The following is a 25,928-nucleotide window of genomic DNA, read 5'->3' as shown; positions in this document are numbered from 1 at the left end:
CACGGACGATTGTCAGGATATCAGATTATTTGAAATACTTTACGCCGCTCTCAAAGATCTTCTGATCCTTTGCACCGGGAACGTTGATGCATACACCGTTGCCCATTCTTTCGGAGTGACCCATCTTACCCAGCACTCTGCCGTCGGGCGAAGTGATACCCTCGATAGCATCGAATGATGTGTTGGGGTTGCAGTGGATATCAAATGTGGGTTCGCCGTCGAAGTCAACGTACTGTGTTGCGATCTGACCGTTAGCTGCAAGCTTGGCGATCTCCTCAGCAGTAGCCACGAATCTTCCCTCACCGTGAGAGATAGCTATACTGTGGATATCATCTACTTCGCAAGCTGCCAGCCAAGGCGACTTGTTAGAAGCGATACGTGTATTTACCATCTTGGACTGATGTCTTGCGATAGTGTTGAATGTCAGTGTGGGTGAATCATCACGCATATCAACGATCTCACCATAAGGTACAAGACCCAGTTTTACCAGAGCCTGGAAACCGTTGCAGATACCAAGCATCAGACCATCGCGATTTTTAAGAAGATCATGGATAGCATCTGTCAGCTTGGGATTGCGCAGGAATGATACGATAAACTTACCGCTTCCGTCAGGCTCATCACCGCCGCTGAAACCGCCGGGCAGCATAACAATCTGTGACTGCTTGATCTTCTTTTCCATAGCATCAACAGATTCCTTGATTGCCTGCTCGGATAGATTCCTTACCACGAATATCTCAGCCTCAGCACCGGCCTTCTCAAACTGTCTTGCCGTATCGTATTCGCAGTTGGTACCGGGGAATACAGGTATAAGCACCTTAGGCTTAGCTACCTTTATAGCCGGAGCTTTTCTCTCCTCTGCCTTGAAGGTATACTTATTGGGCTTTTCAGCTGGCTCGCTTACGTGAACGGGGTAAACGGGTTCCAACTTGCCTTCCCACAGTGCCTGAAGTTTATTCAGGTCAACAGTATAGTCGTTGTTTTCGATGATATAATCATTTGTTGTGATACCGATGATCCTTTCATCAGCATCAACGCCGTCAGCGAGTTCGATAACGAAGCTGCCGTAGCAAGCACGGAAGAGTTCAGCAGGAGTTACCTTACCGATAAACTTGAAACCGATCTTATTTCCGAATGCCATCTTAGCAACAGCCTCGGAAACGCCGCCGTAAGCTACAGACCAGCAGGACAGTACCTTGCCGTCAGCTATAAGCTTCTCGACCTTCTCGAATACCTTTTTCAGGCTGTCGAAGTTAACGAGATTATTTGCATCATATTCAGGCTTGATGAGTATTACCTTGGAGCCTGCCTTTTTAAACTCCTGTGAGATGACTTTATCAGTCTTAGCAGTGGAAACTGCAAAAGATACAAGAGTAGGAGGAACGTCGATATTCTCAAAAGTACCCGACATTGAGTCCTTACCGCCGATAGAGCCGCAGCCCAGTTCTATCTGAGCTTTATAAGCGCCAAGCAGTGCGGAGAAAGGCTGTCCCCATCTTGAAGGATCATTCTGAGTTCTCTCGAAATACTCCTGGAATGTCAGCCAACAATGCTTGTAAGAACCACCGGTCGCGATAACCTTGGATATTGATTCAACAACTGCGGACATTGCACCGTGGTAAGGGCTTACACTGGACAGGAAAGGATTAAAGCCCCAGCCCATTACAGAAGCTGTGGTAGTTTCACCATTAAGTACTGGGAGCTTGCAAGCCATAGCCTGAGTAGGAGTGTTCTGATACTTACCGCCGTAAGGCATAAGTACAGTACCTGCACCGATAGTGGAGTCAAAACGTTCTACAAGACCCTTCTGAGAGCAGATATTAAGGTTAGAGATCATAGCTTCCCAACGGTCAGCCGTGTCTGCACCGCCATCATCATTTGCAAATACAGGAGTAGGCACTTCGATATCAGTGTGCTTTTCTGCGCCGTTGGAGTTAAGGAACTCTCTGGAAAGATCAACTATTGTCTTACCGTTCCAGTTCATTCTCAGTCTGGGCTCTTCAGTAACCCTCGCTACCATAGTAGCTTCAAGATTTTCCTTAGCAGCCTCAGCCATGAACTTTTCAAGGTCTTCCTTGGCGATAACAACAGCCATTCTCTCCTGAGATTCGGAGATAGCAAGTTCTGTACCGTCAAGGCCGTCATATTTCTTTGTAACAAGATCAAGATTTATCTGAAGACCGTCAGCGAGCTCACCGATAGCAACGGATACACCGCCTGCACCGAAGTCGTTGCAGCGCTTGATCATAGCAGTAACTTCAGGATTTCTGAACAGTCTCTGGAGCTTTCTTTCTTCGGGAGCATTACCCTTCTGAACTTCAGCACCGCAGGTCTCAAGAGAATGCAGTGTATGGGACTTTGATGAACCTGTTGCACCGCCGCAGCCGTCACGTCCGGTCTTACCACCCAGCAGGATAACGATATCCTCCGGAGCAGGTCTTTCACGCCTTACATTGGAAGCTGGAGCAGCGCCGATAACAGCACCTATCTCCATACGCTTTGCAACGTATCCGGGGTGATATATCTCATTTACGTGACCAGTAGCAAGACCGATCTGGTTACCATAGGAAGAATAACCGTTAGCAGCACCAACTACAAGCTTTCTCTGAGGAAGCTTACCTGCGATAGTGTCTTCAACGGGAACAAGTGGATTACCTGCACCTGTTACACGCATTGCCTGATATACATACGAACGTCCTGACAGCGGATCTCTGATAGCACCGCCGAGACAAGTAGCTGCACCGCCGAAAGGCTCGATCTCAGTGGGATGGTTGTGCGTCTCGTTCTTGAACATCAACAGCCAGTCCTCATCAACACCGTCAACATCGACCTTGATCTTTACGGAACAAGCATTGATCTCTTCACTCTCATCCAGATCTTTCAGCAGACCTGCCTTCTTGAGCTGCTTAGCACCGAAACAAGCCAGATCCATAAGGGTTATGGGCTTGTCTGTTCTGCCTGCGTAGAGGTCTTTTCTGGCATTTATATAATCGGTAAAGGTAGCTGCGATATAGTCGGGCTCAATAGAAACATTATCAACAATAGTTGAGAATGTTGTGTGACGGCAGTGATCCGACCAATATGTATCGATCATTCTGATCTCGGTGATAGTAGGATCACGCTTCTCCTGCTCCTTGAAATACTTACGGCAGAACTTGATATCATCAAGATCCATAGCAAGGCCAAGATCGCTGAGCATTGCCTTGAGATCGTCCTCGGATGAATCAATAAAGCCCTCAACAGTTGAAACTTCTGTGGGGATATCATACTTGATATCCAGTGTCTCAAATTCATCAAGAGAAGCCTCTCTCGACTCAACTGGGTTTATGATGTAGTGCTTGATCTGAGCAAGTTCCTCATCGGAAAGACTGCCGCTTACAATGTAAATACGTGCAGACTTGATAACAGGACGCTTGCCTGCTGTCAGCAGCGAGATACACTGCGCGCAGGAATCGGCTCTCTGATCGAACTGACCGGGAAGATATTCAACTGCAAATATCTGTTCGTCCTCGCCGACAGCGGGGAGATGATCGTATGTTACATCGACCGCAGGCTCGGAAAATACCACAGGTATAGCGAGTTCAAAATCCTTTACAGGCAGACCTTCTGCATCGTAGCGGTTTATAACACGCATACCCTTGAGGTTCTCTAGACCCAATGCAGATTTGATACCGCCCAGCAGCGAATCAGCCTCTACTGCAAATTCCGGCTTTTTTTCTACATAAATTCTGTATACTGACATATCAGCAGCTCCTTTACAGATTATTTTACTTATCCCTGATACAGAATGTATCGATATATGTTATATTATACTACATCTTGGGGGTGCTTGTCAATGACTTAATTATTAAACATTGACTTATAAGTGAAAATGTTATATAATATAAAAGTATTTAAGCGAGGTGAAAAAAGTGAAAAACACTTTTCCTTTTGCTGACTCCCCCGATGTGGCAGTTTTTACCTGCTGCCATATTACTGATGAGGGTGAGCCCGTGCTTTATGTTTCTCACGATGATGACGGATATTGGCAATTTTTATGCGGCGGTCATCACAGTAATGAAGATGCAAGGCTGGTATCGCTCCAATATATCTATAAGCTGGATAATACCGTCGGTGAAACGGCGGAGCTTGGAGACGGGCAGTCGGCTGAAAGATCGGCGGTCGGTGAGAAGTGGGTGGTACTTTGAAGAAAAAGACCCGCGTGCTGACTGTCGGCGGTGCAAGGTATGTCTGCCTTATATGCTTTAATGGCGGGATAAATGTGAAATTATCGCCAGAAAAGGATAAAACTGCTATTGTCAAGGTGTATTTTCCGCGTGGAGGCGATGACGAAGAAGACATCTTTCCCGAAGTAATAAGGGCAGTGAAAGACGGCGAGAGTGTCAGCTTTATGACTGACAGACCAAGCGGCGCGGCTTTGGTGCTTTCACTGTTGGGCGATGGCGCTTTTGTCAGCCGAAAGACCTGTACGGTGAACGGGTATGAACTTCTGCAAAAAAGCGGCTATAAGATAGCTGAGATAAAAAACGGACTGTTCTGGTGATAAAACGCTGTCTGAAAGAATATCACTGAGAACGGGAGCCTATACATATCGTTCAAAACTGCCGGCTTGCTGTCTGATGCAGTGCATCGGCAGGATAAAATACTAGCAAAATAAAACGGACTGTTCCGTTCAAGATACTGTTTAAGATAAAATGGAGGAAAATAAAATGAATGACTTCAAGCAAATATTAAAACAGATAAGGAGTCTTGTAATATTCAGAGAACTAAGGAAAAACGATCCTGTGATCTTAAATATGATACAGACAATACAGTCAATACAGGAGAATAATACCGGGGACTCCATACAATTCTACTGCGATATGTGTTCCGAACTGTATAATTACGGAGATGATCTCACAGAATACATGATGAAAATAGTTCTTGAGGATGATAATATTTTTATACTCAAAAAAGGCCAAGATCTTGAAACCGGTACGATGCTTGACAACTGTCTTGCAAATGAACTGGCTTTTCTTGAAGAATTGGCAACTATCCCCAGCAGCGAATTCATATCGAAGATCAATTATGACGGATTTCTGCCTGAGTACAAAATAAGCCCACGGGATTTCTCGCAGATATATGCACAGAGAGTTCATGATATAAAGAAGATAGGATATGGCATTTATTCAAAGCACAATATCTTTATCATCAAGGAAGGAATTATGACCCATGTTGAGCACGCCGATCCAATAAGACTGTCACAGCTCCATGATTATGAAAATGAAAGATCACAGGTCATAGCAAACACTAAGGCACTGCTTGCAGGCAAACCTGCCAATAATGTTCTGCTTTACGGCGACTGTGGCACAGGCAAATCCTCGACTGTTAAAGCTATCGCAAACGAGTATGCTTGTGAAGGTCTCAGGCTTATCGAGCTGAAAAAGAAACAACTGCATGAGATACCGAACATCGTCGAAAAAATTAGTAAGAATCCGCTGAAATTCATTATCTTCATCGATGATCTGTCCTTCACCGAGGACGACAACGACTACGCCGCACTGAAAGCTATTCTCGAAGGCAGTGTAGCTTCTACGGCTTCAAATCTGGTGATCTATGCCACATCTAACCGCCGTCATCTGGTACGTGAAACTTTCACGGCACGAAAAGGCGATGAGATACATTTCAAGGATACCATGCAGGAACTTCTTTCGCTATCTGACCGCTTCGGACTTACTGTTACATTCCAGAAGCCTGATAAAAAACTATTCCTCGATCTTATAAACAAAATGGCTGATGAATACGAGATTAAGACCGACCGTGCAGAACTGGAGATAAAAGCGGAAGGATTTGCACTTTCAAAAGGCGGACGTTCGCCGCGTGTTGCAAAACAGTTCATTGAATACATCAAAGGTACCGAATAATGATCAGGCCCCCGTACAAAAAAGTACGGGGGCCATTTTATCTGAGAATATCAGTATGTGATGCTTTACTTTATCATCTCCATGAATTCTTCTTCGGAAATGATCTTAACGCCAAGTTCCTGTGCCTTTGTAAGCTTGCTGCCGGCTTCCTCACCTGCAAGAACAAAGTCTGTCTTTTTTGAAACAGAACCGCTTGCCTTTCCACCGAACTTTTCTATGAGTTCCTTGGCATCGTTTCTTTTTAATGTGGGAAGAGTACCTGTCAGAACAAAAGTTTTTCCTGCAAAGCGGTCATCCTGCTGTACCTTTTCATATTCGGTATTTACTCCACATTCTTTTAGACGTTGAATCAAAGCTATCATATGCTCCTCATGAAAAGCGTTATAGACGCTCTGTGCCATGACCACACCGAATCCGTCGATACCGGATATTTCCTCGGCTGTTGCTGACATTATACTGTCAAGTCCGCCAAATTTAGCACAAAGAAGCTTTGCTGAAGCCTGACCTATGTTTCTTATACCCAGACCGAATATAAGTCTGTCAAGGGAGACCGATCTTGATTTTTCAATAGCAGTAACAAGATTATGTGCTGACTTTTCCTTGAAACTGTCAAGAGCCAAAAGATCATCTTCCTTGATGTTGTAAAGGTCTGCCACAGAAGTTATTAATTTATTGTCAAGCAGCAAACGAACTATCTGCGGACCTAATCCGTCGATGTTCATAGCTCCCTTTGAGGCAAAATGAACTATACTGCGGAATATCTGTGCAGGGCATTCAACATTAGGACAACGCACAGCTGCTTCATCCTCGGACTTTACAAGCTTTGTATGACATACAGGACATTCATCGGGAAGCATGAAAGCACCTTCTGAATTCTTTTCGACCGAGCCTAAAACTTCGGGAATGATATCACCTGCCTTGCGTACCCTTATTGTATCACCAATATTTATATTTTTTTCTATTATAAGATCCTGATTATGAAGCGTCGCACGTGATACCTGAGTACCTGCCAGAAAAACAGGTTCAAATACAGCGACAGGTGTAACTGCGCCGGTCCTTCCGACATTCAGTTCTATATCGATAAGTTTTGTGTTCTTCTCTTCCGGAGGAAATTTATAAGCAACTGCCCATTTAGGAACTTTTGCCGTTGCACCGAGAATATCACGATGCTTGAAATCGTCAACTTTTATAACGACGCCATCAATATCATAAGGAAGATCAAATCTGCTCTCCCCTATCTCATTTATACGAGCAATTATCTCATCAGAAGTGCTCACTTGTTTGTAGTCGGGAACCGTCTTGAACCCCAGTTCTTTCAGATAATCCAACGATTGCTTGTGTGCAGTAAGTTCCTTGCCATCGACCTGCTGTACATTAAAAACAAATATATCAAGCTTGCGTTTAGCCGCTATCTTAGGATCTTTCTGCCTTAGTGACCCTGCTGCTGCATTTCTGGGATTTTTAAAAGGCTGTTCGTCATTATCCTCCTGCTCTTTGATAAGACTTAGAAAAACATTTCGAGGCATATATACCTCGCCGCGGACTTCTATCATCGGAAGGGAACTGTCTATCGTAACAGGAATCGAGCGTACAGTTTTGAGATTTTCAGTTACGTTCTCTCCAACAAATCCATCACCGCGAGTAGAACCTACTGTCAGCTGACCGTCATGATATTCCAGAGAAACGGACAGGCCATCTATTTTGGGTTCAACTACGAATACAGGATCGCTTACACTCTCCCTGACCCTGTCAACGAACTCTCGTACCTCATCAAAGGAAAAAACGTCCTGCAAAGAACCCATCTGAACTTTATGGGTAACTTTCTCAAAGCCAGAAACAGCTTCACCGCCTACACGCTGAGTAGGGCTGTCCTTGCGTATAAGGTCAGGGTTTGCCGCTTCAAGCTTTTTAAGCTCATTCTGAAGCATATCATATTCATAATCGGAGATCTCGTTCCTGTCTTCCACATAATAAAGCCTTGAATGATAATTGAGGATTTCGACCAGCTCATCTATCCTTTTTTTTGCGCTTTCCTTTTCAGACATTTTTACTGCCGCCTTTCTCGATATATTAAAGATATTATAGCATATCGGTTTATCAAAGTCAATCGAAAAATCTCCTTCAGAACTATCTTTTTATCATAAATATACCCGCACTTTTATAATATAGTACGGGTACATCTCAGCATAATACATTTAAATATCAGGTTACATCGAATATACGGATATTCTCATTGGGAATGGAAACTTCGCTCAGAAGAATGTCTTTTATGGCAGCCGCTTCGCTCGCTATCAGACCTTCATCGCCTGCTTTAACAACTATATTAGCATTATCTCCGTCAAGATAGCACACACAATCCGTAAAACCTGCTGCCTTTACAAGTGATTCTATCTTGCTTTCTGATTCCATAAGACCGGTCATAGCAGCAGCTTCTTTAGCTGCAACGTCTTTTTCCTCCTCAGTGGCATCACCACCGTTAATAATAGTTTTAAGGGTTTCTTTTGCCTCATCGCGGGCATTCATTCGATCTAACCTTGCTCTGGCAAAATAATCCTCGGTATTCTTGTCCGCACTTACAAGTTCCGCTTCACCATACTCTACAGTAGGCTTTTGTATCTTGTCAGTAACCTTGATCTCACCGCCCGATGAAGTAACTGCATAGTTTGCATATACAGCTATGCCGAGCATAAGTGTCATGCCTGCTAATACTATCTGTTTTTTGCCTATAATAAAACTTGGTTTTTTCATAGATCTTACCTCTTTCCGTTTATCTGCATCCAGCTTCAACACAAACCCTTGTAGACGATATATTCAGGGCGGTCGAAACAGTTTTCTGGACCCTTTCATTGATACTGATGTCCCCTCCTCCCTCACATACTATAACCACTCCGCCTATCTGAGGATCAATGATCTTTCTAACAAGCGGCTTTCTTTCACCGTTGCACTCGGTAATGACGATTTCCTCGTCTGTTTTTTCATTTCGTCTGTCTGCATTAACATCAGATGATCTGCTGATATTTTCAGCATATATGTATTCTGTACTGCTTTCAAGCGATATCATCACTACACACTTTCCTACTCCGTCTATCTGTTCAAGAAGCTTTTTTAGCTCTCTTTCAGTCTGTTTTCGGAAATCATCATTCTCATCACTTTTAATGATCGTGATATCTTTGTCTTGACTTTCATCGTTGTTTTCGGGAATAAGCTCTGACAGCATTATCATTAGCATTCCTGCTGCTCCGATGATAACAGCTGCTTTGATCCTTCCGTTATCGGTTTTAAACTTATTCGCCAACCATTGAAGCTTCATTATCCTCTATCAGCCCTACTCTCACGTATTCTCCGCCGATCTCATCTGAAATTATCTTTTCTGCATGAGATACCTGTGATATGTCTGCAACAGCAACCATGACCTCAACTATATCCAGTTCATTTTCATCGTTAAGCTGAAGATTAGTATTGACCTTTGCTCCGCTTATATCATTTTTATTCAGCAGATCAATGAAATATTCATCAAACCGATCCTCTGCTTCTTCAAGAAAGATCTCAGATACATCAGATGACGTATTATTGATCTTATGATCTATTTCAGACGATAAATCTATCTCTCGGAGTGTCAGCCTGAACCCGTCCGTTGAAAAACCGCTTATAATTGACACTAGAACAGCTATACCGATCAGTGAGACAAGATGTTTTTTCATCTTGCCAACAGGTGATATCATATTTAAAACGGAGCTGACGATACCCATCATACAGGCTGTCAACACAAGAGATCTTATAAAAGACATTTTTTACCCCATTGTCATAAACGACATAACAGCTGCCGTTGCTACAAGGAATGATGAAGTAATAGCTATAAGTATACTTACACCAACAGACAAAACAGAATCCAGAGTTCTGTATAGTTCCGCCGTTCTTTTCAATCCGAGCAACTCGTTTGCTATCCTTCCCGCCCATAAAGTAACACGCATAGATAATATCATAAGGAAAGGACGAAGTGCAATAACAAATACCACAGCCATACCGAAGCCTCCTACAGCGGACCTTATAACACCGACTCCGCTTTTGACTGCCAGATAAGCATCTGAAACCGAACTGCCAATAACAGGGATAAAACTTGAAGCGGTAAAACGAATTGTTCTTGCTGCCACAGAATCTGCAGCAGCACAGGTCACTCCCTGTATGGTCAGCAAACCTACAAATACTATCATCACAGCTGCCAAGAGCCATACTGTGAATCTTCGTACGGTTTCTGCTGCACCCGATATTTTAATGCGAGTATCTATAGCCGATACGACAGCCATAGCTGTTAATGATGACAAAAAAGGCATGAGCACCACAGAAGCTATATACTCTGCCACTTCACATAAAAGCAGAGTAGATGATGTATATACTCCTGCAGAAGCAGGATTTCCGCCTACAGTAGATACTGCGGAAAATACAGGGATATATGTTATCATAAATCTGTTTATACAGCTTAATGAATCCTTCAACATATCAAGGCTCGGAGAAAACGCATCTGCCATTACAGCTATCACAACGATCACGCATACAGTACCGTATGTGTTTTCGATATCCGAATTTTCAGATCCCAGAAAACTTACGGCAGAATACAGTATAGTTACAGCAATTATCCGCCCAAGCATCATAACGGGAGCTTTGAGAGAAGATAAAAAACGATCCAGCAGCCATCTGAAAAATTGTCTCATGTCTATTTTTTCGATTCCGACCGGATCTGACGGAGATATCCCAAGCTCTGAAATATCTTCAGCTGTGCTGTCGTCAAGATCTCTACTAAGTTCGTAATCTACTTGCTCTCTCAACCTGTCAAGACGTTTAGAAGCAGCCGAAACACTGACTACAGGACAAAAATATATCATGAAGCATATAAGAACAGAAAACACAATGATCTTTTTCATAATTTGACCTCACTGAAGAAGTGACTTCAAAAAACATATCAACGTCTCAAGCATAGGCAGAGCCAACAGAACAAGTGCCGTTTTTCCTGCAATCACTGTCTGTTCGGCAAGGGCAGATTCTCCGCTGTCACGGCATACACCCGATGTGAATCCAGTGATATGACATATTCCAAGACCTTTCAGAAGTATACGAAGATACTCAGGATCCAAACCACTTATAGTAAACAACGAACGGATCTCAGCTATGATACCGCTGAGAGAATCTACTGTTTTTAGCAGGATAACAATGCAGGATACAGCTGTAAGCAGAAATCTTATCTCACGGGTATCAGTTTTCAGCCACAGGCACATTACTGCAGAAAACATGGCAAATGCACAGATAATAACAATATCCATCATCCGAGCCCGAAAATTCTCTTGATAGTTTCAAAAAGCTCTCCTATCTTGCTGACAACCATCATAAGCACAACTACAAGTCCCGCCAGGGTCGTCATCATCGCCTGTTCATCTCGTTCAGCACGTTTAAGGAGCTGATTCAGAACCGCAACGATTATTCCAACAGCAGCAATTTTGAAAATGAGATCAATATCCATAGCTTTCACCTAAATCATCAACAAAGCTGCGGTCAGCCCTGCTGACACTCCCACTGCTCTGTAGATACCTGTGTATTTTATTCTCCTTTTACAGGCATCCTCCAAAGCCGCATCAACGTCACACCTGATAAGAGCATTCTGTGCAAGCTGACCGTCAAGATCAGTACACCCGAATTTAGCAATATGATCTGCCAGTACATCACACATCTCAAGACCGCTTGTCCTTATCCGATATGATACGGATTCTGTGATATCTTCTTCAACCGAAGAAAAAAGACGGTCATAACATCCGCCTTCGGAAGATATACGCCCGAACAGTTCCGTCGTATCAAGACAGCATGAAGTTAGATATATGTCGATCCTTGCCATAAGACCGCTCAGTTCCCTGAGCTCGTTTTCACGCTTTTTCAGTCCAAGCACAGCATTTTCACCAACTATGACACCTGCTGACGTAATCAGTATAAACCCTACTATACCAAGCACTGTAGTTCACCTGCATTTCGTACTTCATGTATCCTGTGATCTTTGAGAAAAACTGCGCCATCAAAAACACCGTCTGAAACCAGCTTTGAAATATTCGGTTTATGGATAAGATCCGACAAGCCCGAGCAGTGACATGAAGCTATAAGCTCAGCACCTGAATCTACTGCATATTCAAGAGATGTGATATCTTCCGCTGAACCTATCTCATCACATACTATTACCTGCGGTGACATAACCCGGACCGCTGTCTGTACGGCTTCTTTACGAGGATATCTGTCAAATACATCTGTCATTATACCAATATCATTCGCAGGTATGCCGCCCACAGAAGCCGCGATCTCACCTCTCTCATCTATAAGTGATGTCCTGTACCGATGGCCGCAAAGTCTTGTTAAGTCACGAAGAAATGTTGTCTTGCCCGATGATGGCGAACCTGCTATCAGTAATGAACGCGGCGCTGCTGACATAAAACGATCAAATATACTTCCAGCGCAGCCCTTTATCTCACGGGGTATACGTATATTTAGCGAAGTTATATTTTTAACATTAACGATCTTACCGTTATCTGCACAAGCAGTACCTGATATTCCTATCCTGCATCCGTTTTCATAAACAGCATAACCTTCGCACAACTGACTGATACTGCTATGCATAGAAAATCCAAAGGCTCTCGAACAAACTGTCAATAGATCTTTTGATGATACACATATATTATTATCAGGTGTAAAAGTACCATCTGACAAAGTTATCGTGAATGGTCTTCCTGCCCGAAGCCGTATCTCACAGATCTTAAGCTGTACTCTTTGCGGAAGCTTACTTATTATATCTGCGATATATACAGGCAGAAGCTTCAATGCACATTTCAATACCGTATTTACAATCATCAGTGTCACTCCTTTGCTTGTCCCTGATAAATATATATGCGGTACGAGGAAAAATATACCTACAAAAACAAAAATGCTGCTGTCATTTATAGGCAGCAGCAAATTATAATTGTTATATTTATTCTTCACTTGCAACTGATACCTCATTTACTTCATCTATAGAAGGGATATCCAGCTGCATTAGTTCTTCCGCTGTAAGAGGAGTGCGTTCCGGCGGTTTTTTATAAAGATGTGCAACATTATTCATATAATACTCAGTGCTGACGGGAAGATTTTTCTTGCGTAACTTATTCTCCACAGAACCTCGTATAAAGCTGTAAGCTAGTGCAGAAGTCGGAACAGCAAACACCATTCCTCCAAAGCCGAACAGACCGCCGAACAATATCAGGGAGATCAGCACCCAGAATCCGGGAAGTCCCGTAGAATCACCTAGTATCTTCGGGCCTAGGATATTACCGTCAAACTGCTGTAGTACCACAACGAAGATTATGAATATGATACACTTCTTGGGCGCGATAAGGAGTATCAGAAGTCCCGTTGGGACTGCACCGAACAGAGGACCGAAAAATGGGATGATATTGGTAACTCCGATCACTACGCTTATCATAGTCGCATAAGGCATACTCATTATAGTAAGGCCTATGAAGCATATCAGACCTATAATAATGGAATCAATTATCTTTCCTGTTATAAAGCCTGAAAAAACAGTATTGGCCTGTTCAAATGCAGACATGAGCTTTTCGCAGGTGCGCTTTCTTGTCATGGATATTATTATCTTCTTAATCTGAGCCAGAAGTTTTTCCTTGTTGCAAAGCATATATACGGATACTATAAAACCGAGCAGGAAATTCTTAACAACAGTAACAATGCCCCAGGCACCTGAAAGAATATTTTCAAGCATAGGTTTAAGTTTATCATAGATAGTTCCGACGTCAGTATTGAAATCTGAAAGCCACTTTGTCGCCGACTTTTCAAGCGAAGGATAGTTGCGGAATATTTTATTTATCCATTTCTGGACGCTCTCAACTATCGAACCTGCATTGTCAAAAATATCCATTACTGATTTTATAAGTTCCGGGACAACTATTGCAACAATACCTGTGACGATACCGAGAAACAAAAGCTCGGTTATTATAACAGAAACTGCCTTTATAAGCTTTGAAAATCCGGGCTTTTTTTCTTCAGATTTGTTAAACCTTTGCAACAGTTTGCTTGTTCTCTCCATGACAGGGTTTGTAAGAAATGCTATGACCAACCCCCATGTCACAGGCTGAAGAACGTTAAAAAAATTATAGATACTTTCGAGTATATCAGAAATATTATTAAGTGCCAGAACAAGCAGTACATTTACAGCAATTACGACTGCAGCATATACAGCGATCGTCTGATACTTTTTATTTGCATATATTTTCATAGTCTGTCCTTTCTTAAAAATATTTACTATTATTATAACACAAAAACAAAAAAAAGTCCAGCAAATTAAATATTTTTCTTTCAGTTTATTGGCAACATACAGATTATCATTAAATTCAAAAAACTGAATCAGAAGATCTCTTAATTAATAAATAATCCGATCATCCCTCTGATGCACCAAATTAATTGGTGTAATATCTGATATTTTAATATGTGGCGGTTATCCTTGATATAAAGAGTTTAAGTAGGTGCGCTAAATAGATAACTATAATAAATGGTCTTCAAATTCTCTTGACAATTTAACTAATGTGTGTTAATATAAATTTATTAATTAAGATATGTGTTTTGATGAATAAGAAGTTCACAATTTCAAATGTACAGACTTTTTCTATCACCCAAATGATACTAATGATCGTATACACAAGAAATTGTTTTTCACGCATAAAGCCACTGAATATAGAAAGGATATATCTATGAAATTAGATCCCAGATTTCTCACCCACGAAACAAAGGGTGAACACTATATGATCAGCACAAGCAATACCAGTTTCAAAGGTATCGTTAAAAACAATGAAACAGCAGCATTCATTATCGAATGCCTTAAGTCAGATATCACTGAAAGTGCTGTAGTAGATAAGCTCCTGGCTGAATACAAGGATGCTGATCGTAAGACGGTAGAGCGTGATGTTACGAATACTATCAGCAAACTTCGATCGATAGGTGCTATAAACGAATGAACCAAAACTATAATGACATCATTTATCTGCTTTACTGTGCTGTAAACGGTATAGAACCTGACTCTGTGAGAATAAAGGACATTGATATTGAAAGACTTTATCAGCTTGCAAAATACCATACTGTACGTGCAGCAGTAAACATCGCCTTGAAAAGCGCCGGCGTAGTCGATAATAAATTTGATCAGGCATACAAGAAGGCTTTACGGAAGAATATCTATCTGGATATGGAACGCATCTCTATCCTCTCTGATTTTGAAAACAACCGGATCTGGCATATGCCGCTTAAAGGTGCGGTATTAAAAGATCTATATCCGGAAAACGGTATGCGTGAAATGTCGGACAATGATATACTGTTCGATAAAGATAAGCAGGAACTGACTTATAAGATCATGCTTTCACACGGATATACTGCTGAACATTACGGCATAAGCAATCACGATGTATACCAGAAGCCTCCGGTGCTGAACTTTGAACTGCACACCTCTCTGTTTGATACTTCACACCCCGAACCGCTTTACAGTTATTACGCTGACACAAAGAGTATGCTGTTGAAAGATGAAGGATGTGAGTACAGTTATCATTTTTCTGACGAAGATTTTTATGTATACATGACTGCACATGAATGGAAACACTATAACAGCAGCGGTACGGGTATACGCTCGCTTCTGGATTGCTATGTCTTCTTGAAAAGCAAGGGTGATACTCTTGACTTTGATTACATAACAGAACAATGCAGAAAGCTTAAGATAGAAGATTTTGAAAAAGAACGGCGTACACTTGCCGATAAGGTGTTTTCATCCGAGAACCTTCCCGACTTATCCGAGAATGAAGAAAAAATGCTGATGTACTACCTGACAGCAGGCACATACGGAAACTTTGATAACACTATGAAAAAGGCACTGCAGGATCAGACCAAGTCGGGCTATATCCTAAGAAATATGTTTCCGAATGTCGATTATATGAAACGTTCGGTAAAATTTGTAAACAAATGCCCTGTTCTTTATCCTATCGGGATCGTATACCGCTGGGGAAGGATCCTGGTGATACGACGCAACTATCTCAAAAATATCATAAAGGCTGTGAACAAGTATGGTAAATAGGTATAAGATAGCAGACAAAGTTGCAGAGATAAATTCAATATACAAAGAAGTACACGATTACTGTGCAGACTATCTGACAGACGAGCCTGCAGACTATTCCATTACAACTACACGATCAGATATTGACTTTGAACGGGAAAAGTCTGAGAGAGAAGACAAAATAGAGGGTTTACCCGTTAGGCATTTCACTGACAGTTATCTTGAAGAATTAGCTGTATACCGCAAGATCGCGGAAGAACTGATAAACTATGACACTATACTTTTTCACGGTTCTGTTATTGCAGTGGACGGAGTCGGATACCTGTTCACAGCGAAGTCAGGTACTGGTAAATCCACTCATACAAGGCTATGGAGAGAATATTTAGGCGATCGTGCCGTAATGGTAAATGACGATAAGCCTCTGCTTCACATTTCTGACAAAGGTGTGACAGCGTTTGGCACACCGTACAACGGAAAACACCGACTAGGAGAAAATATTTCAGTTCCGTTGAAAGCGATCTGTATACTGACAAGAGCAGCTGACAACCATATAATACCTGTAACCACAGGACAGGCTTATACGATACTCATGCAGCAGGTCCACCGACCTGATGATGCTGTTAAAATGATGAAGACCCTAAATCTGGTGGACAAACTTGCTGATTCGGTCGGACTGTATAATCTTGGCTGTAACATGGATATATCAGCTGCTAAAACAGCTTATGAGGGTATGCAATGATTAAATTTGAAGATGTGATAGATCGAGATGGAAGACTTGTCTATACCAATGTTGGCGACAGTATGAAACCGCTGATACGACAGGACAGGGATATACTTATCATAGAGAAAAAAGAAGGTAGGATGAAAAAGTATGATGTACCGCTATACAAGCGAGACAGCGGACAGTACGTACTTCACAGGGTACTGAAAGTACGCAGTGATGACTATGTGATCTGCGGAGATAACCGATACTCAAAAGAATACGGGATAACAGATCGTAATATCATCGGTGTGCTGACAGCAGTAGTACGCAACGGCAGAGAGATATCTATGACAGATATCAGATATCGGATATATGTACATTTGTGGTGTGATTTCTTCCCTGTACGCGCCTTTATCCTTAAAGCAAAGAGAACACCGAAATGGCTGAAAAGAAAACTGAAAAGATGACTAATAACGCGATAAAATGGCTTTACTCTGTACCGGGAAATAAAAAGCTGTATATTCTCGCACTTATGCTGGTACAGGCGATGCTTGGAGCAAGCGGAGTTCTGTACGCATTGTTTTTACGAAACATAGTTGACAGTGCCACGGCTCATAATAAAGGGGCATTCAGGTACTATGTACTGCTTACCGTCATTCTTATGCTGACTCAGATAGGGTTGCGATCGATAATTCGCTGGCTGAATGAGTTTACCAGATCAACTTTTGAAAACATATTCAAAAAACGACTTATGCATAATATCCTTCAAAAGGACTTTGCCAGTGTGAGTGCAGTACATTCGGGTGAATGGCTCAACAGACTGACAAATGACACAGTAGTTGTATCCAACAGCTACACTGAGATACTACCAGGTCTGGTAGGTATGGCTGTCAAAATGATAAGCGCTGTGATAATGATGATAGTACTTGACCGTAGGTTTGCGTGCATTCTTCTGCCGTGCGGGGCACTAATGTTACTTATGACCTATGCATTCCGCAAGTTACTGAAAAAGCTCCATAAACAAGTGCAGGAACGTGACGGCAAACTGCGTATATTCCTGCAGGAGCATATCGGCAGCATGATGATAATACGTTCATTTGCCGCCGAACAGCAGACAGAAGATGAAGCAACAGAACGTATGAAAGAACACAAGAAAGCAAGAATGCAAAAAAAATCGTTTTTCTAATTTTTGCAATATCGGCTTTGGTCTGGCAATGAACGGAATGTATCTGTTTGGTGTTTGCTACTGCGGATACGGTATACTTCTTGGTACAATATCCTACGGTACTCTTACCGCCGTAACTCAGCTTATCTCTCAGATACAGGCACCGTTTGCCAACATTACTGGATATCTGCCGAGATTTTATGCTATGACCGCCAGTGCCGAGCGACTCATGGAGATAGAAAACTTTATCAGCGACTGTGAAAAGCAGCCACTGGATATCAATACTGTCAGGAAGTATTATTCTGAGGAGCTGAGATCATTCGGATTAAAGAATGCAGGCTTCACATATTTTCCTGCTGTCAAAAGTATCACGGAATTATCTAAAGATGACCAGCCCGTTGTGCTTAATGATTTCAGCATAGACATCATCAAGGGAGAATTCATCGCGTTCACAGGTCATAGCGGCTGTGGAAAATCAACTATTCTGAAACTGCTGATGAGCATATACCAACTCGACAGTGGAGAACGTTATATGAACGATAATAACGGAACAAAACCTCTGTCCGCTGAATGGCACAGACTATTTGCTTACGTTCCTCAAGGCAACCAGCTTATGTCAGGTTCAATACGTGAAGTTGTAGCATTTGCCGATAAGTCAGATATGCAGAATGATGAACGTATCAACAGATCATTACAGATCGCTTGCGCTGATGATTTCATAACAGAACTTGAATACGGCATTGATACCCTTCTAGGAGAGCGCGGCACCGGTCTATCTGAGGGACAGATGCAGAGGATAGCTATAGCAAGAGCCATATTCAGCGACAGCCCTGTACTGCTCCTTGATGAAGCGACATCAGCACTTGATCCCGCTACTGAGAAAAGACTGCTTCAAAATCTCAGGAGTATGACAGATAAGACAGTCATTATCGTAACACACCGTCCTGCTGCTTTGGAAATATGTGACAAGGCGATCGATATTACAAAGTATTGTAATGATAAATGAACACTGGCCTTAAATTTTCGGTATATTTGCTGATCAAGACAATATAAACGCCCTCTCTAAAAGCAAAAGAGAGGGCGTTATTATATCCATGTGATAACAGGCTGCAGAGAAATAAGATAATAGTTTTTCAAATCTATCAGATAAAGTGTATCCTGCTCTCATCGAACCTGTCCTGCTGAACTCTTATCTCGGCGGGATAACCGACAGGGATAACAGCAAAAGCACGCAGTCCTTCCGGATTGCCGATGGCAGCTTCTGCCTTTGTCATCCTGTCCTCCAACGGAGCAGCACAGAGCCATACTCCTCCAAGGCCGAGAGAAGCTATTTCCAAAAGAAGGTTCTCTGTAGCACATGAAAGATCAAGAAGTACTGTTTCATTCCATCGCAGGCCATCAGTTCTATAACAAGGCACGATCACAACAGGTGCATTTTCGGCACAGGCTGCATAAGGACTTATCTTGGAAAGAGCCCTGATCTTATCCCTATCAGTCACAACATAGAATTCCCAAGGCTGCTGATTTCCGGCGGAAGGCGCCTGCATTGCTGCTCTGATAAGTTGAGTGATCTTCTCTGTTTCAACAGATCTGTCCTCAAATTTTCTTATACTTACTCTTGTATATATCTCATTCATAATAGATACCTCCATTATTCATTGTCAGGCTGCTGCCCATCATGTGCCTTCCAGGTGCATTCAGTTATCTTCATATCAGTAAATATCGCCTTAAAGCTTGATTCTTCGGGGCTGCAGGCGTATACACCGAAACGTATCCTTCCATTTTCCTCCCAAATATGACATACACGCATCTGTGTAAAAGTTATTCCGTCATAGCTGCATTCGATGCAGTAATCATCCTCGCGTCTGCTGAAACGATACCACATAGTCTTTACATCAGCAGGTATAGCTGTTGTTGCCCAATCTGAATAGCCATGATTGGTCACTACTGAACCTAAATGCTGAAACTTGTCATTTTCGTATTCCACGGAGGCCTTCAGCCAGTTATCCTCATCAAGATACATCACGATCCCGCACTGATCAAATCTGTGATGACTGTCTGTAAAATCAGTTTTGACTATGAAAGAAAAGTATTTATCGTCCGTTTCCATTTGCAGTACAGGGGCATTATCATTCCTGAAATGATAATACGTACGCTGCCATAAGTCGGTATGGGGCTCTGTGATGATCTCGATGCGTTCATCGTTAATACTATATTTTTCCGGCGCTTTTAGCCATTTCATATTCTCTGTCATAGCTTACCATCCGTTTGATTATTCAATTCATACTCGATAAAATGATCAATAGAAATATGAAAGCTTACAAGTTGTTTTTTTCTAAAAAGGATTTGAAAATACTTGTCATCTTATCAGGTATCACGGCATACATCATGTGGTTTTCATCTAATATATGAATCTCTGCATTACAATGTTCTGCATAATCTTTAGCAGCCTGCTGCCACGAAAGTGTTTTAACTACTGATTTCATATTGCTGACAATGAAACATGAAGGACATTTCAAATATCCGGTACTATCGGATTTTTTTGCATTTTCTTCGGCAAGTACAGACTCTTCAAAAACTGCCTCACTTGCTATATTCTTATAATAGACTTCTTCATATATCTTTTTCTCATCATCTGATAATTCACTGCCCGTCAGAAGACCTGAAGCATTTACTGTTCTGTTCCTGAGAATTTTATCAAGGAGACCACGTTTGGCTATCGTCTGCATAAACTTACGTGTTTTTGCCACCATAGCTTTTTTCTTTTCAATAGGGATCTTCTCAGACATCGCCTTCATCATATTCGGTAAGCCCATATCTATGCTAAGAACTGCTTTCACTTCATCAGGATATGTATTTGCCCACCATATAGCTTCAAATCCGGAATATGAATGGGGCGCAAGAATGTAGGGAGGTTCAATATTCAATTCCTTTAATGCAGCCCGACTTTCCTCAACAAGATTTTCGACTGTTCTTTCAGTTACTGCTTTACCGCTTAAACCATAGCCTGCTTTTTCAATAACTGCTATACGATATTTGTCGGACATTCTCCGATATATCGGCTTATACTCCAGTCCCGGACATCCTACACCGGATCCAGCCATAAATATGATCGTAATATCTCCATTCCCTTCAGAGTATACATTTATTTCAGTATTACCGACTTTTGCTATCGTTCCGTAATTATTCATATGATCACCTCAATAAATCTGATAAAATCAACTATTATCAATTATAACAGACTATACAAAAAAAGTCAATCCTAAATACGGACAAATGTAGATTTATGATCAATCAGGTACAGGTCATGATTTCGTAAAAACAAAGTCAGTTAGTGAAGTTCACAAAAAGTTAACACAACTTTTTATTAAAAACCACTTGACAAATGGTAAAAAAAGTAATATAATGCAATACAGAAAATTTGATATACGAAATCCTGTGAGCAAAAGTAAGTAGTTGTGTGAGGGAGTATCAGAGAGCTGTCGGTAGGTGCGAGACAGTACAAGGGCATACAATGAATGGGTTTGTGAGGAGCGGAGCTAAAGTTATTTACGAGTATCTCCTGCCGTGTTCCCTACGTTAGTGCGGAAGGGTATTGATCTTGAGGGTGTTTCCTGATAGTGCGTACCTTGTGAGCCGACAATATTATTGTCGGGAAAATGGGTGGCACCACGGTTCTATCGTCCCATGACAGAAGTCATGTGAGATGATGGGGCTTTTTTTATTGCCATTTTGCTTCGGGAAAATAAACAAATGGAGGTTATCATTATGCTGTATCCTAATCTTGAAGACGTAAAAAAATATCTGGAAAGCTATAAAACAGTTCCTGTATTCTATGAACTGCTGATGGACAGCTGTACACCTATACAACTGTTCAACTGTCTGCACGAACTGTATGAGGATTGCTTCATACTTGAATCGGTAGACAATAAGGACAAGTGGGGCAGATATTCCTATGTCGGCATAGATCCGAAAGCGGAATATGAACTCAGAAACGGTATAATGACAATAAAGCAGGCAGGCAAAGCTCCAGTGCAGAAGGAGATCGATGACCCTATCGGTTTTCTTTCAAAAATAATCGAGGAGCATAAGTCGCCAAGATTCGGCAGTTATCCGAAACTCACAGGCGGTCTTATGGGATATTTCGCTTACGATATGGTAAGATACATGGAAAAAAAGCTGAATAACCCACCTCATGATGATCTTGGTATGGCTGATGCTGACCTGTTCATGTTTGAGAAGCTGGTGGCTTATGACCATCTGAGTAACAAGGCTGTTATTATCCTCAATATTAATTCCTCAGATGATATCGATGCTAAATATGCAGCTTGTGAACAGACAGCACTTGATATAGTAGTGGCACTTAAAAGCTATCAGCCTGAAACCAAAAAGAAACGACCGATGCCCGACGATATCGAGGTACGATCAAACATCACAAAAGAGCAGTACCTTGATAATGTTCGCAAGGCTAAGGAATACATCAAAGACGGTGATATCTTCCAGATAGTACCATCCCAGAGATTTGAGATAGATAATCCACCCGACAGCTTTGATGTGTACAGAATGCTGCGTTCAACAAATCCATCGCCGTATCTGTTCTACTTCAAGCACGCTGATTACGCTTTTGCAGGTGCTTCTCCCGAAATGCTGGTAAGCGTTGAAAACGGCACAGTAGTTACAAGACCTATCGCAGGTACGATAAAACGAGGTGCTACTCATGATGAAGACATCACGAACGAACAGCGTCTTGTAAATGACCCTAAAGAAAGAGCGGAACACACCATGCTGGTAGACCTTGGAAGAAACGATATAGGTAAAGTCAGCAATTTCGGCAGCGTAGAAGTTACAGATTATATGGTAGTGGAAAGATATTCAAAGGTTATGCACCTTGTATCAAACGTTAAGGGCAAACTAAAGGACGATAAAAAGCCTCTGGATGCTTTGATGGCTGTTCTGCCCGCAGGTACTCTTTCAGGTGCACCCAAGGTAAGGGCAATGGAGATAATCGACGAGCTTGAAACTACAAAGCGCGGTCTTTACGGAGGAACAGTTGGTTATCTTGCATTTGACGGTTCACTTGATACCTGTATAGCGATACGCACGGTACTTTTCAAAAATAACAAGGCTTATGTACAGGCAGGCGGCGGTGTAGTCGCAGATTCTGTTCCTGAGAATGAATATGAAGAGAGCTGCAATAAAGCTCTGGCAGTAATAAATGCCGTTAAGGAAGCGGCTCGACTCTGATAACTGGGGGGTAATTGATATGATCCTTTTGATTGATAATTACGACAGCTTCACATACAATCTCTATCAGGCGATAGGTGTGCTGAATAATGATATAAAAGTAGTACGCAACGACGAGATAACTATTGAGAAGATAGAAAAACTTCATCCTCAGGCAATTGTAGTATCTCCGGGTCCCTGCTATCCAAAGGATGCAGGCATATCTGTTGAAACTATAAGACACTTCAGCGGAAAGATCCCGATATTCGGAGTATGCCTTGGTCATCAGTCCATCGCTGAAGCATTCGGCGGGCATATAGTACACGCAGCCGAACAGATGCACGGTAAACAGACTACTATCGAAATAGATAATACCCAGCCAATATTCAAAGGTCTTAAAAACAAGATAGATGCTGCAAGATACCATTCACTTATAGTTGAAAAAGAAAGTCTTCCGGACTGTCTTGAAATAATCGGTACGGATGACAGAGGTCAGATAATGGCGCTGAAGCACCGCGAGCATCAGACTTACGGAGTTCAGTTCCACCCCGAGAGCATACTTACCGAATACGGTTCGGTTATAATCGCAGATTTTCTGAGGATTGCAGGTATAGATGTTGCTGCAACAGAGATAACTGTAGTACCTGATTCCGAAAGAACAGAGCTGAAGCCCTATATTGCAAAGGTAGTTGACGGACAGCACCTTACACGTGATGAAGCAAGGAACGCTATTGATATCATAATGGGAGACCGCGCTACAAATGCTCAGACAGCTGCGCTGCTTACAGCTATGAGGATGAATGTTGAAACAATAGATGAGATAACGGGCTGTGCGGAAGGTATGAGAGATAAAATGGCTAAGGTGCCTCACAACAGCGAGGTACTTGAAATAGTCGGCACAGGCGGAGACCTTGCTCAGAGCTTCAATATCTCAACTACATCTTCCTTCGTAGTATCTGCCTGTGGTCAGGCTGTGGCTAAGCACGGAAACAGGAGCGTTTCATCAAGAAGCGGTGCGGCTGATGTGCTTGAAGCTCTTGGCGTAAAGATAGCTTCCACGCCGGAAAAAGCAGCAGCTTGTATTGATGAGGTAGGTGTAAGCTTCCTGTTTGCTCAGAGTTATCACAAGGCTATGAGATTTGTAGGACCCGTAAGAGCACAGAGCGGTATCAGAACTGTTTTCAATATACTCGGACCTCTTGCTAACCCCGCAAATGCTGAATACAACGTTATCGGTGTTTACGAAGAAAGACTTATCGACATCGTAGCGAACGTTCTGAAAAACCTTGGTGTCAAGCACTCACTGGTTGTATACGGCAGTGACGGACTTGATGAGATATCTATATCTGCTCCCACTTATTTTGCAGAGATAGATAACGGTCAGATAAACAGGTTCACACTTACGCCCGAAGACGTTGGTCTTACAACCGCTAAGAAGAAGGATATCGTCGGCGGTGACGCACTTGAGAATGCTTCGATCACACTGGGAATACTCAAGGGTGAGATACAGGGCGCTAAGAGAGATATCGTACTGTTCAATTCGGGCGCTGCACTTTATGCCTGCGGCAAGGCAAACAACATCGAAGCAGGTGTAAGAATGGCGCGTGAAGCCATCGACAGCGGTGCGGCACTGGCACAGCTGAACAAGCTGATCGAGTTTACAAACAGAGGATAAAGCTATGATACTTGATGATATAGTTGCACAGCGCAGGATACAGCTCAGGAACGAAACAGAACGCTGTCCGCTGAACAAGATGCGCCGCAGGGCTGAGATACAGCTGGCAGAGCGCACTCCCCTTTCACTTGAAAAGGCACTGAAAAAGGATACGCTCTCCTGCATATGTGAAGTTAAGAAAGCTTCCCCCTCAAAGGGGCTTATACGTGAGGACTTCCGCCCTGTGGACTTTGCAAAGGAATACGAAGCAGCAGGTGCGAATGCAATAAGCTGTCTTACAGAAGAGCATTATTTTCAGGGCAGTTCGCAGTATCTTGCAGATATACGCAAGGCGGTGAATATCCCGATACTGCGCAAGGATTTCATCTTTGACGAGTACCAGATATTCGAAGCTGCCGCCCTGGGTGCAGACGCTGTGCTGCTGATAGCGGCAGTGCTGGATATACCTGATTTTGACAGGCTTTTCAAGCTTGCTAAAACACTGGGTCTAAGCGTACTTGGTGAGATGCACACGGTGGAAGAGATGCAGTGCTACGCTCTCGACCGTGAGGGCATGGTCATCGGTGTGAACAACAGAAATCTCAAAACATTTGAAGTTGACCTTGCGACAGCTTCAAAGCTGAGACCCTACGCTCCCGATGGTGCCGTGTTCGTATCCGAGAGCGGCATAAACACCAACGCAGATATGAAAGCTGTACGAGAGAGCGGAGCTGATGCAGTGCTGATAGGCGAAACACTCATGAGAGCCGAAAGCATCACGGATAAGCTTCACGAACTGCGTGAGGGCGTATGATGATACCAAAGGATACGAAAGTATACGACCACATACCGGACGACACAGAGATGATACGAAACGATACCAAAAAATGCAATGACATCGGCGAGGTACGAAAAGACATCGACCGCATCGATGATATGATAGTGAAGCTGATAGCCGAGCGTGGACAGTATGTAAAGCAGGCGGCAGGCTTCAAAAAGAACAGCGATGATGTGAAAGCTCCCGACAGAGTTGAAAAGGTCATCGCAGGCGTTCGTGCAAAGGCAGAGTTATACGGAGCCGATCCCGATATAACAGAAGCGGTATACCGTACTATGATAAACTGCTTCATCGGCGATGAAACAATAGAGTTCAACAGTAAGAAAGAGGTATGATC

27 protein-coding genes and 1 other annotated feature are annotated in these 25,928 nt (G+C 42.5%); of the genes, 13 read left to right on the top strand and 14 right to left on the bottom strand.

The window, feature by feature from the left end; translation table 11 throughout:
* Nucleotides 1-25 precede the first annotated feature (25 nt).
* A complete protein-coding gene (locus RUMAL_RS08845) occupies nt 26-3,739 on the bottom strand; it encodes a phosphoribosylformylglycinamidine synthase (RefSeq protein ID WP_013498402.1) in 3,714 nt (1,237 codons plus the stop codon).
* Nucleotides 3,740-3,908: 169 nt separating this feature from the next.
* On the opposite strand from RUMAL_RS08845, the gene RUMAL_RS08840 reads away from it, so the two are divergent.
* From RUMAL_RS08840 to RUMAL_RS08830, 3 genes are all read left to right on the top strand, one after another.
* Nucleotides 3,909-4,184, top strand: a complete 276-nt coding sequence (locus RUMAL_RS08840) for a hypothetical protein (RefSeq protein WP_013498401.1) — start codon at nt 3,909-3,911, stop codon at nt 4,182-4,184.
* Nucleotides 4,181-4,540: a hypothetical protein gene (locus RUMAL_RS08835; RefSeq protein WP_154662765.1), complete on the top strand. Its 360-nt coding sequence runs from the start codon at nt 4,181-4,183 to the stop codon at nt 4,538-4,540. The genes RUMAL_RS08840 and RUMAL_RS08835 overlap by 4 nt, the downstream gene beginning before the upstream one ends.
* 166 nt (nt 4,541-4,706) lie before the next feature.
* Complete coding sequence (locus RUMAL_RS08830; protein ID WP_013498399.1) at nt 4,707-5,900, top strand: ATP-binding protein; 1,194 nt, start codon at nt 4,707-4,709, stop codon at nt 5,898-5,900.
* 65 nt (nt 5,901-5,965) lie between these two features.
* Here RUMAL_RS08830 and ligA read toward each other — a convergent pair whose 3' ends face one another.
* The 10 genes from ligA to RUMAL_RS08780 all read right to left on the bottom strand — a co-directional run bounded on the left by ligA (nt 5,966) and on the right by RUMAL_RS08780 (nt 14,193).
* Complete coding sequence (gene ligA / locus RUMAL_RS08825; RefSeq protein WP_013498398.1) at nt 5,966-7,945, bottom strand: NAD-dependent DNA ligase LigA; 1,980 nt, start codon at nt 7,943-7,945, stop codon at nt 5,966-5,968.
* A gap of 157 nt (nt 7,946-8,102) precedes the next feature.
* Nucleotides 8,103-8,648, bottom strand: a complete 546-nt coding sequence (locus RUMAL_RS08820) for a SpoIIIAH-like family protein (protein WP_013498397.1) — start codon at nt 8,646-8,648, stop codon at nt 8,103-8,105.
* Between the two features lie 19 nt (nt 8,649-8,667).
* Nucleotides 8,668-9,195 carry a stage III sporulation protein AG gene (locus RUMAL_RS08815; RefSeq protein WP_242837705.1) on the bottom strand — a complete coding sequence of 176 codons (528 nt, stop codon included), beginning with the start codon at nt 9,193-9,195 and terminating at the stop codon, nt 8,668-8,670.
* The gene (locus tag RUMAL_RS08810) at nt 9,185-9,688 is read right to left on the bottom strand and encodes a hypothetical protein (protein ID WP_028504209.1); all 504 of its coding nucleotides are present in this window, start codon (nt 9,686-9,688) and stop codon (nt 9,185-9,187) included. Before RUMAL_RS08810 ends, RUMAL_RS08815 begins: the two co-directional genes overlap by 11 nt.
* Nucleotides 9,689-9,691: 3 nt before the next feature.
* Nucleotides 9,692-10,819 carry a stage III sporulation protein AE gene (locus RUMAL_RS08805; RefSeq protein WP_013498394.1) on the bottom strand — a complete coding sequence of 376 codons (1,128 nt, stop codon included), beginning with the start codon at nt 10,817-10,819 and terminating at the stop codon, nt 9,692-9,694.
* 9 nt (nt 10,820-10,828) lie between these two features.
* Nucleotides 10,829-11,218 carry a SpoIIIAC/SpoIIIAD family protein gene (locus RUMAL_RS08800; protein WP_013498393.1) on the bottom strand — a complete coding sequence of 130 codons (390 nt, stop codon included), beginning with the start codon at nt 11,216-11,218 and terminating at the stop codon, nt 10,829-10,831.
* On the bottom strand, nt 11,215-11,412 hold the full coding sequence (gene spoIIIAC / locus RUMAL_RS08795; protein WP_013498392.1) for a stage III sporulation protein AC: 198 nt from the start codon (nt 11,410-11,412) through the stop codon (nt 11,215-11,217). The genes RUMAL_RS08800 and spoIIIAC overlap by 4 nt, the downstream gene beginning before the upstream one ends.
* 9 nt (nt 11,413-11,421) lie before the next feature.
* Nucleotides 11,422-11,895, bottom strand: coding sequence for a stage III sporulation protein AB (locus RUMAL_RS08790; protein ID WP_013498391.1), 474 nt, complete (start codon nt 11,893-11,895; stop codon nt 11,422-11,424).
* Nucleotides 11,883-12,779 (bottom strand): stage III sporulation protein AA, encoded by an 897-nt coding sequence (locus tag RUMAL_RS08785; RefSeq protein ID WP_013498390.1) that lies wholly within the window; start codon nt 12,777-12,779, stop codon nt 11,883-11,885. Before RUMAL_RS08785 ends, RUMAL_RS08790 begins: the two co-directional genes overlap by 13 nt.
* Nucleotides 12,780-12,897: 118 nt before the next feature.
* Nucleotides 12,898-14,193 (bottom strand): AI-2E family transporter, encoded by a 1,296-nt coding sequence (locus RUMAL_RS08780; protein WP_013498389.1) that lies wholly within the window; start codon nt 14,191-14,193, stop codon nt 12,898-12,900.
* 472 nt (nt 14,194-14,665) lie between these two features.
* Between RUMAL_RS08780 and RUMAL_RS08775 the strand changes: the two genes are divergently transcribed.
* The 6 genes from RUMAL_RS08775 to RUMAL_RS22460 are packed head-to-tail and all read left to right on the top strand — an operon-like array spanning nt 14,666 to nt 18,882.
* Complete coding sequence (locus tag RUMAL_RS08775; RefSeq protein WP_013498388.1) at nt 14,666-14,929, top strand: PqqD family protein; 264 nt, start codon at nt 14,666-14,668, stop codon at nt 14,927-14,929.
* Nucleotides 14,926-16,029, top strand: coding sequence for a nucleotidyltransferase domain-containing protein (locus RUMAL_RS08770; RefSeq protein ID WP_013498387.1), 1,104 nt, complete (start codon nt 14,926-14,928; stop codon nt 16,027-16,029). Before RUMAL_RS08775 ends, RUMAL_RS08770 begins: the two co-directional genes overlap by 4 nt.
* Nucleotides 16,019-16,747, top strand: coding sequence for a hypothetical protein (locus tag RUMAL_RS08765; protein ID WP_013498386.1), 729 nt, complete (start codon nt 16,019-16,021; stop codon nt 16,745-16,747). The genes RUMAL_RS08770 and RUMAL_RS08765 overlap by 11 nt, the downstream gene beginning before the upstream one ends.
* Nucleotides 16,744-17,178 carry a S24/S26 family peptidase gene (locus RUMAL_RS08760; RefSeq protein WP_013498385.1) on the top strand — a complete coding sequence of 145 codons (435 nt, stop codon included), beginning with the start codon at nt 16,744-16,746 and terminating at the stop codon, nt 17,176-17,178. The genes RUMAL_RS08765 and RUMAL_RS08760 overlap by 4 nt, the downstream gene beginning before the upstream one ends.
* Nucleotides 17,151-17,897, top strand: coding sequence for an ABC transporter transmembrane domain-containing protein (locus tag RUMAL_RS22465; RefSeq protein WP_028504207.1), 747 nt, complete (start codon nt 17,151-17,153; stop codon nt 17,895-17,897). The genes RUMAL_RS08760 and RUMAL_RS22465 overlap by 28 nt, the downstream gene beginning before the upstream one ends.
* Before the next feature lie 28 nt (nt 17,898-17,925).
* Nucleotides 17,926-18,882 carry an ATP-binding cassette domain-containing protein gene (locus RUMAL_RS22460; RefSeq protein ID WP_242837704.1) on the top strand — a complete coding sequence of 319 codons (957 nt, stop codon included), beginning with the start codon at nt 17,926-17,928 and terminating at the stop codon, nt 18,880-18,882.
* 136 nt (nt 18,883-19,018) lie between these two features.
* On the opposite strand, the gene RUMAL_RS08745 is transcribed toward RUMAL_RS22460, so the two are convergent.
* The 3 genes from RUMAL_RS08745 to RUMAL_RS08735 all read right to left on the bottom strand — a co-directional run bounded on the left by RUMAL_RS08745 (nt 19,019) and on the right by RUMAL_RS08735 (nt 21,067).
* The gene (locus RUMAL_RS08745; protein WP_013498384.1) at nt 19,019-19,513 is read right to left on the bottom strand and encodes a nitroreductase family protein; all 495 of its coding nucleotides are present in this window, start codon (nt 19,511-19,513) and stop codon (nt 19,019-19,021) included.
* A 14-nt stretch (nt 19,514-19,527) separates the two neighbouring features.
* A complete protein-coding gene (locus RUMAL_RS08740; RefSeq protein WP_013498383.1) occupies nt 19,528-20,130 on the bottom strand; it encodes a DUF1349 domain-containing protein in 603 nt (200 codons plus the stop codon).
* 64 nt (nt 20,131-20,194) lie between these two features.
* Complete coding sequence (locus RUMAL_RS08735; protein WP_013498382.1) at nt 20,195-21,067, bottom strand: alpha/beta hydrolase; 873 nt, start codon at nt 21,065-21,067, stop codon at nt 20,195-20,197.
* Between the two features lie 238 nt (nt 21,068-21,305).
* Nucleotides 21,306-21,567 (top strand) — a binding site (T-box leader).
* A gap of 77 nt (nt 21,568-21,644) precedes the next feature.
* Between RUMAL_RS08735 and trpE the strand changes: the two genes are divergently transcribed.
* From trpE to RUMAL_RS08715, 4 genes are read left to right on the top strand one after another with little or no spacing between them, the layout of a single operon-like run.
* Complete coding sequence (trpE, locus tag RUMAL_RS08730) at nt 21,645-23,120, top strand: anthranilate synthase component I (protein ID WP_013498381.1); 1,476 nt, start codon at nt 21,645-21,647, stop codon at nt 23,118-23,120.
* A gap of 19 nt (nt 23,121-23,139) precedes the next feature.
* Nucleotides 23,140-24,774, top strand: a complete 1,635-nt coding sequence (locus tag RUMAL_RS08725; protein ID WP_013498380.1) for a bifunctional anthranilate synthase component II/anthranilate phosphoribosyltransferase — start codon at nt 23,140-23,142, stop codon at nt 24,772-24,774.
* A 4-nt stretch (nt 24,775-24,778) separates the two neighbouring features.
* A complete protein-coding gene (gene trpC, locus RUMAL_RS08720) occupies nt 24,779-25,567 on the top strand; it encodes an indole-3-glycerol phosphate synthase TrpC (protein ID WP_013498379.1) in 789 nt (262 codons plus the stop codon).
* A complete protein-coding gene (locus RUMAL_RS08715; protein WP_242837703.1) occupies nt 25,564-25,926 on the top strand; it encodes a chorismate mutase in 363 nt (120 codons plus the stop codon). Before trpC ends, RUMAL_RS08715 begins: the two co-directional genes overlap by 4 nt.
* Nucleotides 25,927-25,928 lie beyond the last annotated feature (2 nt).

The sequence above is a fragment of the Ruminococcus albus 7 = DSM 20455 genome (assembly GCF_000179635.2).
In the GTDB taxonomy this organism is placed as follows: domain Bacteria; phylum Bacillota; class Clostridia; order Oscillospirales; family Ruminococcaceae; genus Hominimerdicola; species Hominimerdicola alba.
The sequence above is the reverse complement of the archived record's forward strand: the minus strand, read 5'-3'. Positions and strand labels throughout refer to the sequence as shown.